The organism is Streptomyces marincola, from assembly GCF_020410765.1.
Taxonomy (GTDB): domain Bacteria; phylum Actinomycetota; class Actinomycetes; order Streptomycetales; family Streptomycetaceae; genus Streptomyces; species Streptomyces marincola.
Window position 1 is genome coordinate 5,468,456 of sequence record NZ_CP084541.1, and the last position, 13,598, is coordinate 5,482,053.

General features: G+C 74.2%; 13 protein-coding genes. 8 read left to right on the forward strand and 5 right to left on the reverse strand.

Annotated features, from left to right (window positions below; all coding sequences use genetic code 11):
- The first annotated feature begins 59 nt into the window (after positions 1-59).
- The 8 genes from rimP to LC193_RS24220 all read left to right on the forward strand — a co-directional run bounded on the left by rimP (position 60) and on the right by LC193_RS24220 (position 7,960).
- Entirely contained in the window at positions 60-566 is a 507-nt protein-coding gene (gene rimP / locus LC193_RS24185; protein WP_226077422.1) for a ribosome maturation factor RimP, read from the forward strand.
- A 2-nt stretch (positions 567-568) separates the two neighbouring features.
- Positions 569-1,573, forward strand: coding sequence for a transcription termination factor NusA (nusA, locus tag LC193_RS24190; RefSeq protein ID WP_226077423.1), 1,005 nt, complete (start codon positions 569-571; stop codon positions 1,571-1,573).
- 107 nt (positions 1,574-1,680) lie between these two features.
- Complete coding sequence (locus LC193_RS24195) at positions 1,681-1,959, forward strand: YlxR family protein (protein WP_226077424.1); 279 nt, start codon at positions 1,681-1,683, stop codon at positions 1,957-1,959.
- Positions 1,960-2,114: 155 nt separating this feature from the next.
- The gene (infB, locus tag LC193_RS24200) at positions 2,115-5,138 is read left to right on the forward strand and encodes a translation initiation factor IF-2 (RefSeq protein WP_226077425.1); all 3,024 of its coding nucleotides are present in this window, start codon (positions 2,115-2,117) and stop codon (positions 5,136-5,138) included.
- Between the two features lie 74 nt (positions 5,139-5,212).
- A complete protein-coding gene (locus tag LC193_RS24205; protein ID WP_226077426.1) occupies positions 5,213-5,509 on the forward strand; it encodes a DUF503 domain-containing protein in 297 nt (98 codons plus the stop codon).
- 47 nt (positions 5,510-5,556) lie between these two features.
- A complete protein-coding gene (gene rbfA, locus LC193_RS24210; protein WP_226077427.1) occupies positions 5,557-6,021 on the forward strand; it encodes a 30S ribosome-binding factor RbfA in 465 nt (154 codons plus the stop codon).
- A gap of 7 nt (positions 6,022-6,028) precedes the next feature.
- Positions 6,029-6,922, forward strand: coding sequence for a tRNA pseudouridine(55) synthase TruB (gene truB / locus LC193_RS24215; RefSeq protein ID WP_226077428.1), 894 nt, complete (start codon positions 6,029-6,031; stop codon positions 6,920-6,922).
- Positions 6,923-7,015: 93 nt separating this feature from the next.
- Complete coding sequence (locus tag LC193_RS24220; RefSeq protein WP_226077429.1) at positions 7,016-7,960, forward strand: bifunctional riboflavin kinase/FAD synthetase; 945 nt, start codon at positions 7,016-7,018, stop codon at positions 7,958-7,960.
- Positions 7,961-7,994: 34 nt separating this feature from the next.
- On the opposite strand, the gene LC193_RS29025 is transcribed toward LC193_RS24220, so the two are convergent.
- The 5 genes from LC193_RS29025 to eccE all read right to left on the reverse strand — a co-directional run bounded on the left by LC193_RS29025 (position 7,995) and on the right by eccE (position 13,574).
- Complete coding sequence (locus LC193_RS29025; RefSeq protein ID WP_264086281.1) at positions 7,995-10,589, reverse strand: SCO5717 family growth-regulating ATPase; 2,595 nt, start codon at positions 10,587-10,589, stop codon at positions 7,995-7,997.
- Positions 10,590-10,908: 319 nt separating this feature from the next.
- Entirely contained in the window at positions 10,909-11,193 is a 285-nt protein-coding gene (locus tag LC193_RS24235; protein ID WP_226077430.1) for a DUF397 domain-containing protein, read from the reverse strand.
- Between the two features lie 104 nt (positions 11,194-11,297).
- Entirely contained in the window at positions 11,298-11,573 is a 276-nt protein-coding gene (locus LC193_RS24240; protein ID WP_086157693.1) for a hypothetical protein, read from the reverse strand.
- A gap of 28 nt (positions 11,574-11,601) precedes the next feature.
- Positions 11,602-12,285 carry a hypothetical protein gene (locus tag LC193_RS24245; protein ID WP_226077431.1) on the reverse strand — a complete coding sequence of 228 codons (684 nt, stop codon included), beginning with the start codon at positions 12,283-12,285 and terminating at the stop codon, positions 11,602-11,604.
- Positions 12,285-13,574 carry a type VII secretion protein EccE gene (gene eccE, locus LC193_RS24250; protein ID WP_226077432.1) on the reverse strand — a complete coding sequence of 430 codons (1,290 nt, stop codon included), beginning with the start codon at positions 13,572-13,574 and terminating at the stop codon, positions 12,285-12,287. The genes LC193_RS24245 and eccE overlap by 1 nt, the downstream gene beginning before the upstream one ends.
- Positions 13,575-13,598 lie beyond the last annotated feature (24 nt).

The window sequence follows — 13,598 nt, forward strand, 5'->3', positions numbered from 1 at the left end:
CGCGAGCGCCCGAGACGCGCCACCCCGACAACAGCACACGCGGCCGAGGAGTCACCCGGATGAGTTCCACCCAGATCGACAGGCTGCGGGAGTTGCTCGAACCGCTGGCCGGCAGCCGGGGGATGGACCTCGAAGAGGTGCGCATCACCCCGGCGGGCCGCCGGCGAGTGCTCCAGGTGGTCGTGGACCAGGACGGCGGCGTCGGCCTCGACGCCTGCGCCGAGCTGAGCCGCGAGGTCTCCGCCCTGCTGGACGAGGACGATGTGATGGGCGGCGCGCCCTACGTACTCGAAGTGACCTCGCCCGGCGCGGAGCGCCCCCTGACCGAGCCGCGCCACTACCGCCGTGCCGTCGGCCGCCTGGCCCGCCTCCGCCTGCGCGAGGGCGGCGAGGTGACCGCCCGGATCGTCGCGGTGGACGACGAGGGGCTTGATCTCGAAGTGCCGGGGGAGAAGGGCCGCAGGGCCACGGCGCGGCGGGTGGAGTTCACCGGCATCGCCGGGGCGCGGGTCGAGGTGGAGTTCAGCCGCAAGCCGGCTCGTGACGAGAGCCTGAAGGAGACGTAGTCGTGGACATCGACATGCAGGCCCTGCAAGGGCTCGTCCGGGAGAAGGAGATCTCCTTCGACGTGCTGGTGGAAGCCATCGAGTCGGCACTCCTGATCGCGTACCACCGCACCGAGGGCAGCCGCAGGCAGGCCCGGGTGGTACTCGACCGGAAGACGGGCCACGTGACCGTGTGGGCCCGGGAGGACGCCGAGGACCTGGCGGACGCCGAGGAGGGCGCAAAGCCGCGGGAGTTCGACGACACACCGCAGGGGTTCGGGCGGATCGCGGCCACCACCGCGAAGCAGGTCATCCTCCAGCGGCTGCGCGACGCCGAGGAGGACGTGACGTTCGGCGAGTACGCGGGCCGCGAGGGCGACGTGGTCGCGGGCATCGTCCAGCAGGGCCGCGACCCCAAGAGCGTGCTGGTCGACATCGGGCGCCTTGAGGCGATCCTGCCGCCGCAGGAGCAGGTGCCGGGCGAGGTGTACTCGCACGGTGCCAGGCTGCGCTCGTACGTGGTGCGCGTCGTGAAGGGCGCCCGCGGCCCCTCGGTCACCCTCTCGCGCACGCACCCCAACCTCGTGAAGAAGCTGTTCGAGCTCGAAGTGCCCGAGATCGCCGACGGCTCGGTCGAGATCGCGGCCATCGCGCGGGAGGCCGGGCACCGCAGCAAGATCGCGGTCCGCTCGCTGCGTTCAGGGCTGAACGCCAAGGGGGCCTGCATCGGCCCGATGGGCGGCCGGGTCCGCAGCGTCATGGCCGAGCTGCACGGCGAGAAGATCGACATCGTCGACTGGTCGGACGACCCGGCCGAGCTGGTGGCGAACGCCCTCTCGCCGGCCAGGGTGACCCGGGTCGAGGTGGTGGACGAGGCGGCCAGGTCGGCCCGGGTCACGGTGCCCGACTACCAGCTGTCCCTCGCCATCGGCAAGGAGGGGCAGAACGCGCGGCTCGCGGCGCGGCTGACCGGCTGGCGCATCGACATCAGGCCGGACACCGAGCAGAGCGAGCAGGACGCCGGGTGAGCGGCGCCCGGCGCGACCCGGGAATGCCGGCGGCAGGTCGGCTGTTCCCCTGAAAGCTGGCGTGGGCCCGCCCGATGGGCACGGGCGCACGGGGAGGTAGAATCTTGGTGTCTGGCCGGACACGCGCTTGCGGCTGCCCGGAACGTACATGTGTCGGCTGCCGGAAGCGCTCAGCCCGAGACGGCCTGCTGCGTGTGGTGGTGATCGAGGGTCGCTGTGTCCCCGATCTTCGCGGTACGCTGCCCGGTCGGGGTGCCTATGTGCATCCCACGCCGGCCTGTCTTGAGCTGGCTGTCCGCCGTCGAGCGTTCCCCAGGGCCTTGAAGGTGCAGGGGCCGCTCGACACGGGGGAGCTGCGGCAGGCGGTCGGTCAGGCGGCACCGTAGAAAATGCAAGGTGCGGACGTTCCGCACGAAGAGGTACCTCGCGAGTCGGAAGTAGGTCGAGATTGCGATGAGCACTCGATGAGTACGCGATGAGTACGCCCGTGAAGTAGCGAAGGTCCGGCGGACGACCCACCCCGGACCGTATAAGGAGCGAAGTGGCTAAGGTCCGGGTATACGAGCTCGCCAAGGAGCTCGGAGTTGAGAGCAAGGTCGTGATGGCCAAGCTCCAGGAGTTGGGTGAGTTCGTCCGTTCGGCGTCCTCGACGATCGAGGCGCCCGTGGTCCGCAAACTGACAGATGCCTTCAGCGGCGGCGGTGGCCGCCGCGCCCCGAAGCCGGGCGCGCCCTCAGGCCCGAGGCCTGGCGCCCCGAAGCCGGGCGCCATGACCCCGAGGCCGCCCGGCCCCAAGCCGGGCGCCCCCGCCGCGGGGCCCAAGCCGGGCGCCCCGCGCCCCGGCCCCAAGCCCGCCGCCAGGCCGGGCCCGGCCGCGCCGGAGTTCAGCGCGCCGCCCGCGAGCGGCGAGTCCGCCCCGCCCCGCCCCGGCGGCAACGCGCCGCGACCCGGTGGCGGTGGCGGCCAGCAGGCGCCGAAGCCCGGCAGCCGGCCGCAGCAGCAGACGCCGAGGCCGCAGGGCGGCAACGCCCCCAAGCCCGCGCCGGCCAAGCCGGGCGGCCCCAAGCCCGGTGGCCGGCCCTCGGGCCCCCGCCCCGGCAACAACCCGTTCTCGACCGGTGGTTCCACCGGTATGGCCAGGCCCCAGCAGGCGCCGCGCCCCGGCCCTGGACCGCGTCCAGGACCCGGTCAGGACCGTCCCGGCCCCCGGCCGGGCGGTGACCGTCCCGGCCCGCGCCCGCAGGCGCCCGGCGGCGGGCGCGCCACGCCCGGCAACATGCCGCGTCCGCAGGGCGGTCCCGCGGGGCCGCGTCCGGGCCCCGGCGGCAACCGGCCCAACCCGGGCATGATGCCGCAGCGGCCCTCGGCCGGCGGTCCCGGCGGTCGCCCCGGTGGCGGTCCCGGCGGTCGTCCGGGCGGCGGTCCCGGCGGTCGTCCCGGCGGTGGCGGTGGCGGCGGCTTCGCCGGCCGCGGCGGTCCCGGCGGTCGTCCCGGTGGCGGCGGTGGCGGCGGCTTCGCCGGCCGCGGCGGCGGCACGGGCACCGGCACCCGCCCGGGTGGCGGCGGTGGCGGCGGCTTCGGCGGCCGTCCCGGCGGTGGCTTCGGCGGCCGTCCCGGCGGCCCCGGTGGCCGCGGCGGCACCCAGGGCGCGTTCGGCCGTCCCGGCGGCCCGGCGCGGCGCGGTCGCAAGTCGAAGCGGCAGCGCCGCCAGGAGTACGAGGCCATGCAGGCCCCGTCCATCGGCGGTGTCATGCTGCCGCGCGGCAAGGGCGAGGCCATCAGGCTCTCGCGCGGCGCCTCGCTCACCGACTTCGCGGAGAAGATCAACGCCAACCCGGCGTCCCTGGTCCAGGTGATGTTCAACCTGGGCGAGATGGTCACGGCGACCCAGTCGGTCTCGGACGAGACGCTCACGCTGCTCGGCGACGAGATGAACTACACCGTCCAGATCGTCAGCCCGGAGGAGGAGGACCGCGAGCTGCTCGAGTCCTTCGACATCGAGTTCGGCGAGGACGAGGGCGGCGAGGAGGCCCTGACCTCCCGCCCGCCGGTGGTCACCGTCATGGGCCACGTCGACCACGGCAAGACCCGGCTGCTCGACGCGATCCGCAAGACCAACGTCATCGAGGGCGAGGCCGGCGGCATCACCCAGCACATCGGCGCCTACCAGGTGTCGATCGACGTCAACGGCGAGGACCGCGCGATCACGTTCATCGACACCCCGGGCCACGAGGCGTTCACCGCCATGCGTGCCCGCGGTGCCAAGTCGACCGACATCGCGATCCTCGTGGTGGCGGCCAACGACGGCGTGATGCCGCAGACGATCGAGGCGCTGAACCACGCCAAGGCGGCGGAGGTGCCGATCGTCGTCGCGGTCAACAAGATCGACGTCGAGGGCGCCGACCCGGCGAAGGTGCGCGGCCAGCTCACCGAGTTCGGGCTGGTGGCGGAGGAGTACGGCGGCGACACGATGTTCGTCGACATCTCCGCCCGCCAGGGCACGAACATCGAGGGGCTGCTCGAAGCGGTCGTCCTGACCGCCGACGCGGCGCTCGACCTGCGGGCCAACCCGGAGCAGGCGGCGCAGGGCATCGCGATCGAGGCCCACCTCGACCGCGGGCGCGGTGCCGTCGCGACCGTGCTGGTGCAGCGCGGCACGCTGCGGGTCGGCGACACGATGGTGGTCGGCGACGCCCACGGCCGTGTGCGGGCGATGCTCGACGACACCGGAAGGAACCTCTCCGAGGCCGGGCCCTCCACGCCGGTCCTGGTGCAGGGTCTGACCAACGTGCCGGGCGCCGGGGACAACTTCCTGGTGGTCGGCGAGGACCGCACCGCGCGGCAGATCGCCGAGAAGCGCGCCGCCCGCGAGCGGAACGCGGCGTTCGCCAAGCGCACCCGCCGGGTGTCCCTTGAGGACCTGGACAAGGTGCTCAAGGCGGGCGAGATCCAGCAGCTCAACCTCATCCTCAAGGGCGACGCGTCCGGTTCCGTCGAGGCCCTGGAGTCCTCACTGCTCCAGCTCGACGTCGGCGAGGGTGTCGATCTGCGGGTGCTGCACCGCGGCGTCGGTGCGGTCACCGAGACCGACATCGACCTCGCGGCCGGCTCCGACGCGATCGTCCTCGGCTTCAACGTGCGCGCCGAGGGGCGTGCCACGCAGGCGGCCGAGCGCGAGGGCGTGGACGTCCGGTACTACTCGGTCATCTACCAGGCGATCGAGGAGATCGAGGCGGCCCTGAAGGGCCTGCTGAAGCCGGAGTTCGAAGAGGTCGAGCTGGGCACCGCCGAGATCCGCGAGGTCTTCCGCTCCTCCAAGCTGGGCAACATCGCGGGTGTCCTCATCCGGTCCGGCGAGGTCAGGCGGAACACCAAGGCCCGCCTGGTGCGCGACGGCAAGGTCATCGCGGAGAACCTCACCATCGAGGGCCTGCGGCGGTTCAAGGACGACGTCACCGAGATCAGGGAAGGCTTCGAGGGCGGTATCAACCTCGGGAACTTCAACGACATCAAGATCGACGACGTCATCGCGACGTACGAGATGCGGGAGAAGCCCCGCGCGTGAGCAGGCGGCCGGGGCCGGTCGGCCGGGGGAAACTCCGTCGATCGGCCCCGGCCGTTCCCGTTACGATCATCGCTATGTATACCGGGACGTTGTCCTTCGACCTGCTGCTCGGCGACGTCCGCTCGCTGAAGCAGAAGCGCTCCGTGGTACGGCCGATCGTGGCGGAACTGCGCCGTTCCCACGAGGTCAGCGTGGCCGAGGTCGGTGATCAGGATCTGTACCGCCGAGCCGAGATCGGGCTGGCCGTCGTCTCGGGGGACGCGGCCCACCTCACCGAAGTCCTCGACCGATGCGAGCGGTGGATGGCCGCTCGACCCGAAGTGGAGCTGCTGTCCGTGCGGCGGCGCATCCACGGCGACCACGACGAATAGCACGACTGCGCGCCACCGAGCGGGCACGTGAGCAAGGAGATGGACCGATGGCGGACAAGGCGCGGGCGAAGAAGCTGGCCGACCTCATTCGCGAGGTGGTCGCCGAGAAGCTCCACCGGGACGTCAAGGACCCGAGACTCGGCACCCGGGTCACCATCACCGACACACGGGTCACCGGCGACCTGCGGGAGGCCACCGTGTTCTACACGGTGTACGGCGACGAGGCCGCCCGGGAGGAGGTCGCGGCGGGGCTGCGCAGCGCCAAGGGCGTGCTGCGGTCCGCCGTCGGGGCCGCCGCGGGGGTGAAGCACACGCCGAGCCTGGAGTTCGTCCCCGACGCGCTGCCGGAGAACGCGCGGAACCTGGACGACCTCTTCACCCGGGCGCGGGAACGCGACGAGCAGGTCAGGCAGGCGTCGGCAGGAGCCGAGTACGCGGGCGACGCCGACCCGTACGTGAAGGACGAGGACCGCGACGACCGCGACGGCGGCCCGGCGCGCGGCGAGGACTGAGCGGCCGATGAGCCACAGCGCACCCGACGGGCTCGTCGTCGTCGACAAGCCCGCCGGATTCACCTCGCACGACGTCGTCGCCGTGCTGCGCGGCGCCGCCCGCACCCGGCGCGTCGGGCATGCCGGGACGCTGGACCCCATGGCCACCGGCGTGCTCGTCGTCGGCGTCGGGCGCGCCACCCGGCTGCTCGGCCACCTCGCCCTGACCGAGAAGGAGTACGCGGGCACCATCAGGCTCGGCCAGACGACGGTCACCGACGACGCCGAGGGCGAGATCACCGGGAGCGCCGGTGCCCACGACATCGCCGGGGACGCGCTCGGTGCGGCGGTCGCCGACCTGACCGGGGACATCATGCAGGTGCCCGCGAAGGTCAGCGCCGTCAAGATCGACGGCCGGCGCTCCTACCACCGGGTGCGCGCCGGGGAGGACGTGGAGATCCCGGCCCGCCCGGTCACCGTCCGCTCGTTCACCGTCCACGAGGTCCGCGAGCTGCGGGCGGAGGACGGCACCCGGGTGACCGATGTGGACGTCGGCGTCGTGTGCTCGTCGGGCACCTACATCCGGGCGCTCGCGCGCGACCTGGGAACCGCGCTCGGCACCGGGGGGCACCTCACGGCGCTGCGGCGGCTGCGTGTGGGGCCCTACGGACTGGCCGCGGCCCACCCGCTCCAGCGCCTGCGGGAGGAGTTGACGGTGCTGCCGCTCGGTGAGGCCGCCGCGGCGGCGTTCCCGCGCTGGAACGTCGACAAGCAGCAGGCCGCCCTGCTGGGGAACGGTGCCAGGATCGCCACCCCGCCGCTTCCCGCGGGCCCGGTGGCGGTGTTCGGGCCCGACGACCGTTTCATCGCGCTGATCGACGCCGCGGGCGAGCGGTCGCGGAGCCTGGCGGTCTTCGCCTGACGCGGCCACCCGGCTGCCCGGCCACCGCTCCGGGTACCTTGGACCGGCAGGCCCACAGCGGTGGTTCACTGGAGACACGGCGAGGAGCGAACGGTGCAGCGCTGGCGTGACATGGCGGACATCCCTGAGGACTGGGGACGAAGCGTCGTCACCATTGGTTCGTACGACGGGGTGCACCGAGGGCACCAGCTGATCATCGGCAGGGCCGTGGCCCATGCCCGGGAGCTCGGCCTGCCGACCGTCGTGGTCACGTTCGACCCGCACCCCAAGGAAGTGACGCGGCCGGGCAGCCATCCACCGCTGCTCGCCCCGCATCCCCGGCGCGCGGAGCTGATGGCCGGGCTCGGGGTCGATGCGGTGCTCGTGCTGCCGTTCACCAAGGAGTTCTCCCAGCTGCCGCCCGCCGAGTTCGTCGTGAAGGTCCTCGTGGAGAAGCTGCACGCGCGGGCCGTCGTCGAGGGGCCCAACTTCCGCTTCGGCCACCGCGCCGCGGGCACGGTCGGGACCCTCGCGGAACTGGGCGGCACCTACGGCTTCGACGTCGTGGTCGTCGACCTCGTGGAGAGCGGCGCGGCCGGCGGCGGAGAACCGTTCTCCTCGTCCCTCGTCCGGCGCCTGATCTCCGAGGGCGACGTGCGCGGAGCGGCCGAGGCGCTGGGCCGTCCGCACCGCCTCGAAGGCATCGTGGTGCACGGCGCACGCCGGGGGCGCGAGCTGGGCATTCCCACGGCCAACCTCGACACCGTGCCCCACTCGGCCGTTCCCGCGGACGGCGTGTACGCGGGCTGGCTCACCGCGGCGGGGGAACGGATGCCCGCGGCGATCTCGGTCGGTACCAACCCGCACTTCGGCGGCACTCGCAGGACCGTCGAGGCGTACGCGCTCGACCGCACGGACCTCGATCTGTACGACCAGTGGGTGGCCGTCGACTTCCACTCGTTCGTGCGCGGCCAGCAGGCGTTCGACACGCTGGAGGAGCTGCTCGACCGCATGGGTGAGGACATCCGCCGGGTACGGGAACTGACCCGGGAGAGCTGACCCGGACCCGTGGGAACGGGCCCGGGCCGGCGGCTCAGCGCGGCGGCTGCTGCGGCCAGGGGCCCGGCTGCTGCGGGTAGCCGTACGGCTGCGCCGGCGGTTGCGGGTAGCCGTACCCGTGCTGCGGGTACCCGTAGCCCTGCTGCGGTGCCTGCTGCGGGTAGCCGTACCCTTCCGCCGACGGCTGCCCCTGGCCGGGCAGCGGCGGGGCCATCTGCGGAGGCATCCCGCCGTCCTGGGTCCACAGCCCCTGCTCCTGCTGGACCCGCACGAAATCCTCGGCGATCAGCGCGGCGAGGTCGAAGTACGCCTGCCGCGTGCGCGGACGCAACATGTCCAGGTCGAGTTCGGCGCCGGCCGCCAGATGCTCGTCGAACGGGGCCACCACCACCCCGCGGCACCGGGTCCTGAAGTGGGCGACGATGTCCTCGACCTTCACCAGCTTGCCGGTCTCGCGGACCCCGGAGATCACCGTGACGCTGCGCTGCACCAGACCGCCGTAGCCGTGGGCCGCGAGCCAGTCGAGCGTGGTGCTGGCGCTGCTCGCGCCGTCGACCGAGGGCGTGGACACGATGATCAGCTGGTGCGCCAGGTCGAGCACGCCGCGCATCGCGCTGTACAGCAGGCCCGTGCCCGAGTCGGTGAGGATGATCGGGTACTGCTTGCCGAGCACGTCGATGACGCGGCGGTAGTCCTCGTCGTTGAACGTGGTCGAGATCGCCGGGTCCACGTCGTTCGCGAGGATCTCCAGGCCCGAGGACGCCTGCGAGGTGAACCGCCGGATGTCCATGTAGCTGTTGAGGTACGGGATGGCGCCCACCAGGTCGCGGATGGTGGCGCCGGTCTCGCGCCGCACGCGGCGGCCGAGCGTTCCCGCGTCCGGGTTCGCGTCGATGGCGATGACCTTGTCCTGCCGCTCGCTCGCGAGCGTCGCGCCGAGCGCGGTCGTCGTGGTCGTCTTGCCGACGCCGCCCTTGAGGCTGATGACCGCGATGCGGTAGCACGACAGGACCGGTGTGCGGATGATGTCCAGCTTGCGCTGCCGCTCCTGCTCGGCGGCCTTGCCGCCGATGCGGAACCGGCCTCCCGGCCTGCTCGCCGGCTGTGAACGCGCCCGGTTCCGGCGCTTGTCCTGGAGCAGCCGGTCCGAGGACAGCTCCACGGAGGCGGTGTACCCGAGGGCGCCGGGCTGCATCTGGGCCGCGTACCCCTGCTGGTCCGGCCGGGCGGCGTCGGCCATGGGCGGCTGGTCCTGACCGGGCCGCGGTTGCTGGGGCGGCTGGACGAACGGTGCGGGCAATCCCGGTTGCTGCTGCGCCGGTTGCTGCTGCGCCGGTCCGTTCTGCTGCCACGGCGTCGGCTGCTGCTGGTGGGCTTGCCGCGGGGCCGGCTGCTGGTGGGCTTGTTGCGGAGCCTGCTGCTGGGGCGCGAAGGGCGCGGGCGCTGCTCCCGGTTGCTGCTGCGCCGGTCCTGGCGGCAGCCCGAACGGCTGCCGCGGCCCTTGCGGTTGCTGGTGCGGCTGCTGCTGGTGGTGCGGAGGCGGATATCCGGCGGGGGAGGCGGCATGCGGCTGCCCGAACGGCTGCTGCCCGGCGGGCCCCGGCGACTGGGGAGCCGCGGGCTGCGGTGGCGCACCGGCGAACGGGAACGGCCCGGCGGCGCGCGGATCCTGCCGGGGAGCGCCGCCCGGCTCCTGCGCCGCGGGCGCCGGGGGCGGCTGAACGGGCGCGGGCGCCGGGGGCTGGGCGTGCGGAGGGCCCTCGGCCGCGTTGGGCGCGGGCGGCGGGCCGAGCCCGAGGGGCGGCGCGGGCGGCCCCGCCGCTGCCGGGGACCGGTCCGCCTCGCCGGTCGCGGCCTCCGGCCGGCCGGCTCCTGAGCCGGAGTCGGCCCCATCGGCCCCGCTTTCGTCGGCTCCCTCGGAGCCGGGGGCGCCGGGCTCCGCCGCGGGCCGGGGGAACTCGGTGCGGGCGCCGCCGAATTCCTCGGGCCCGGCCTCGTCGGGCGGGGGAGTGAAGGTGTAGTCGGGGCCGAGTGGTTCGGCGCCCTCCTCGTCCTGGGCCGCGGCGGCCGGGGCCGCCGGAGCGGCGGGTCCCGTGGCCGCGGGCGCGGCCGGGTCCGCCCGGGGCGCGGTGGCGGAGGCATCCGCCGGTTCGCGCTGCGCGGCCGGAGGGGGAGGGAAGCCGGGGGGAGCCGAGGGGGGCGGCGGCGCGGACCCGGCCAGGAAGGCGGGAGGCAGGGGCGGCAGCCCGGCCGGTGCGGGACCGGGGGGCGCGGCGGCCAGCCTGGGGTCCTGGGAGCCGGGGGGCGGTCCCTGCGCCGGCGGCGCGGGGGTCTCGCCGGTGGCCCTGCGCACGGTCGCGGGCGAGATCTGCATCGTCGCCCCGCTCACCACGTCGCCTGGGCCGTCGTCCCGCGGCTGCTCGCGGGGCGGCGCCGGCCGCTCGTCGCGCGGCTGTCCGGACGGTTGCTGTCCGGATGTGCCGCCGCCTCCCGAATACCAGGCGGGCGGGGTGTAGTCGATGGTGAACTGCCCCGTGCTCTCCGACTCCTCCTCCTGGAGATCGGCATCGGGGTGTTCGTCGGCGGAGGTGTCCTCCCCGTGACGAACCCTGTCCCGATCGCTGTCCACGACGCCTCCCGCTGCTGGTCCTGCTACCTGATCCGCGCCTTTGAGGCCGCTGTGCGGAGGCCGGGCCCCGTCACCCGGACGGTTCCCCGGGTGCGGACACAGGTCGTTGCCGGGGCACGTCTCACGCGCCCACCCTCACCCTAAACGCCATGGGCGAACTCGCCCTAGTCCTCCCCGCGTGCCCCCCGGCCGACCGCCGCGCGAAGCAGGACAAAACGCCGCGGTGCCCGGCGTGGGGCCGCGCGGCCCGGCCCTGCCGGAACGGGCGGGCAACGCGGCGCCCGGCCGCGCGGCCCGGCCGTTCACCCGGCCAACATCCCTACCGGGTCTGCGAGTCCGGCACGTCGATGTCGAACTCCCCGTCCCGTGCGCCCAGGACGAACGCCTCCCACTCCGCGGCCGTGAACCGCAGCACGGTGTCGGGGTCCTTGGAATTCCGCATGCCCACGCCCCCACCGGGCAGGTACGCGATCTCCACCTTCTCGTCCTCGGGCCCGCCCGGCGCGCTCAGCCACTCCACGCCCGAAATGTCGAGCGAGTACAGCTCGTCCTTCTCGCGTTCCTTCCGCGCGGCGATCTCTTCCGGTGTCTCGGTGGCGGCCATGAGCCGTGCATCCCTTCGGTCGGCGGCACATCGAAAGCACAACGAATGCGTGCCCGCGATCGTAACGCGGCGCACCGGCGCGAGTACGGGCCAGGACCGCGCCTTCACCGCCCCCGCAACCACCAGTCCGCGCCGAGCAACAGCACGAAACCGGCGACGAGTACGGCCATGCCGAGCCGGGTGCGACCGCGGCGGCTCATCTCGATCACCGCGCCGGACAGGACGAACGCCGCCCCGTACAGGCCGACGGACCGCAGGGACGAACCGTCGCCCAGCTGCATGACGAGCACGACGGCCATGGCCGTCATCGCGCACCCCGCGATCGCCATGCGCAGCCGCCTGGCCTGGCGCGGGCTGAGCCCCTGCTGTGGTGAAGTCACGCCAGCAGCATAAGTCTTCGCGCCCCGGTCATTCCGTCGTCCGGTCCAAACGGCTCGGGGCGCCGAGCAGCCCCACCTCGCTGTCCGTCGGCACCAGCCGCACCAGCCGCCGCGCCGAACGCGTGCACCACAGCGTCGCGTTCTCCGCGAACGTCGGCAACGCCCCCGCCTGCACCTCGGGCAGCGCCAGGATCCGGCCCACGACGCGCGCCTCCTCCGGCGAGATCTGCTGCACCCCGACCAGCGAGGCCCGTTCCACGAGCCGGTGCGTGGCCTGACTCAGATACGGCAGCAGCGTCAGCACAGGCTGCCACGGCGCCGAGGCCACCCGGCTGCGCGGCGGCCTCGTCCCGCAGTCCCGCACCACGAGCACCGGGCTGCCCAACGCCGCGCCCACCGGCGGCACCCGGCCCACGTCGTGCAGCGTCATGCACTCAAGGCCGCCGTTCGCGGCCTGTGCCAGCCGGGCCCACAGGCGCGGGCGCCCGGTCTCCACCACCACCCGCGCGCCCGTCGCGACGGCGCGCAGCGCCAGCACCTGCGCCGTCCACAGGCCGCCGATCAGCACCATGTCGAACGGCACCGGACGGTGGATGCCGAGGACCGCGGGCCGCGACCGGCTGTCCACGCCGATGATGATCCCGTCGTCCCCCACGGGCAGCGAGAGCGCCGAAAGCTCCGCCGCCGAGAGCACGTGCCCCGAGCGGCCCATCAGCGCGCACCGCCCAGCGGCAGCGTGGCCTGCACCCCCGGCAGCTGCCGGCGGTCCATCCTGGCGAGCACCAGCCGCGCCCCCCGCGCGGCGCGCAGCAACTCCCGTCCTGCCGCCTGCACTTCACCCTCCGCGCGGCCGGTGATCCGCACATGCCCGCTCAGCACGGCGGACTGCCTGCCCTGGCCCCTGAGCGTCAGCGCGAACGTGGTGGCGAACGCGGGCAGCGACGTCAGCAGCGCCACCAGGCCGGGAAGCGGCGTCGCTCCGGGCCCGAGCACAGGCCAGCGCGTCACCTCGAACGTGGTGTGCCACCGGTCGTCGCACCGCCACACCCGCTGCCCCTCCTCCGTACGCCGCGCGCGCGGCCCGTCCCCCTGCCCCACCAGCGCCGTCGCCGCCGGGCTCGAACTCGCGCACGCCGCGACGGCCGAGAGCAACTCCGCCTCCGAGAGGACCGTCGCCGTGAACCCCGCACCGGCCAGCCTGCTCGCCAACTGGTCGGCCGCCCGCGTCAGACACCGCTGAGCACCCACCAGCCCGCCGCCGCGCTCCGCCACCGCCCCCGGGCACAGCTCCGGGTCGAGCCGCAGCGCGACCCAGGTGAGCCGCAGCGCCGGGGCGTCCTCCTGGCCCTGCACCAGCGCGTAACTCGTCCCCGCGACCGACCGGTCCGGCAGCACCGGGGTCGGCGCCGGCTGCGTGTACTGCACCGTCTGCACCGCGTCCAGCCGTATCCCGTCCGTGTGCAGCGCGTCGAACAGCAACGACAGCGGCAGTGGCCGCGCCGCCCGCCCCGGCTGGAGCGGCGCGTGCGTCGCCTCCACCCGCAGCACCGCCGTCAGCGTGCCGCCGGCCGCCGCCATGCCCACCTCGCGCCGCTCCCTCCCGTCACGGCCGCCGCGCGCCGCGAACGCGAACGTCTCAAGACCGGGACGGCACTCCTCGGCCAGCGCGAACAGCGGATCGCCCCCGGAACCCGACGCCCGCGCCGCCTGCCGCCGCTGGCGCCGCAGCGCCAGCCAGGACGCGGCCCACGCCGGCAGCGGCTCCCCCCGCCGCCACGCGACCACCGCGAGCACGAGCAGGCCCACCGGCAGCGCGGCGAGCGCGACGACCCCCCAACTCCCCGCCGCCCAGCCGCCCCACACCAACGCGCCCGCGGCCTGGACGCACAGCAGGGCCCCCAGCGGCAGCGTGCCGCCCGGCCCGGAAAGCGCCCGCGGCACCACGCCCCGCTCCGGGGCGTCCTGGCCACGTGACGCGTCGTTCGCCGCGTCCGTCCTCATCAAGCCCCCTCCTGACGGTAACCG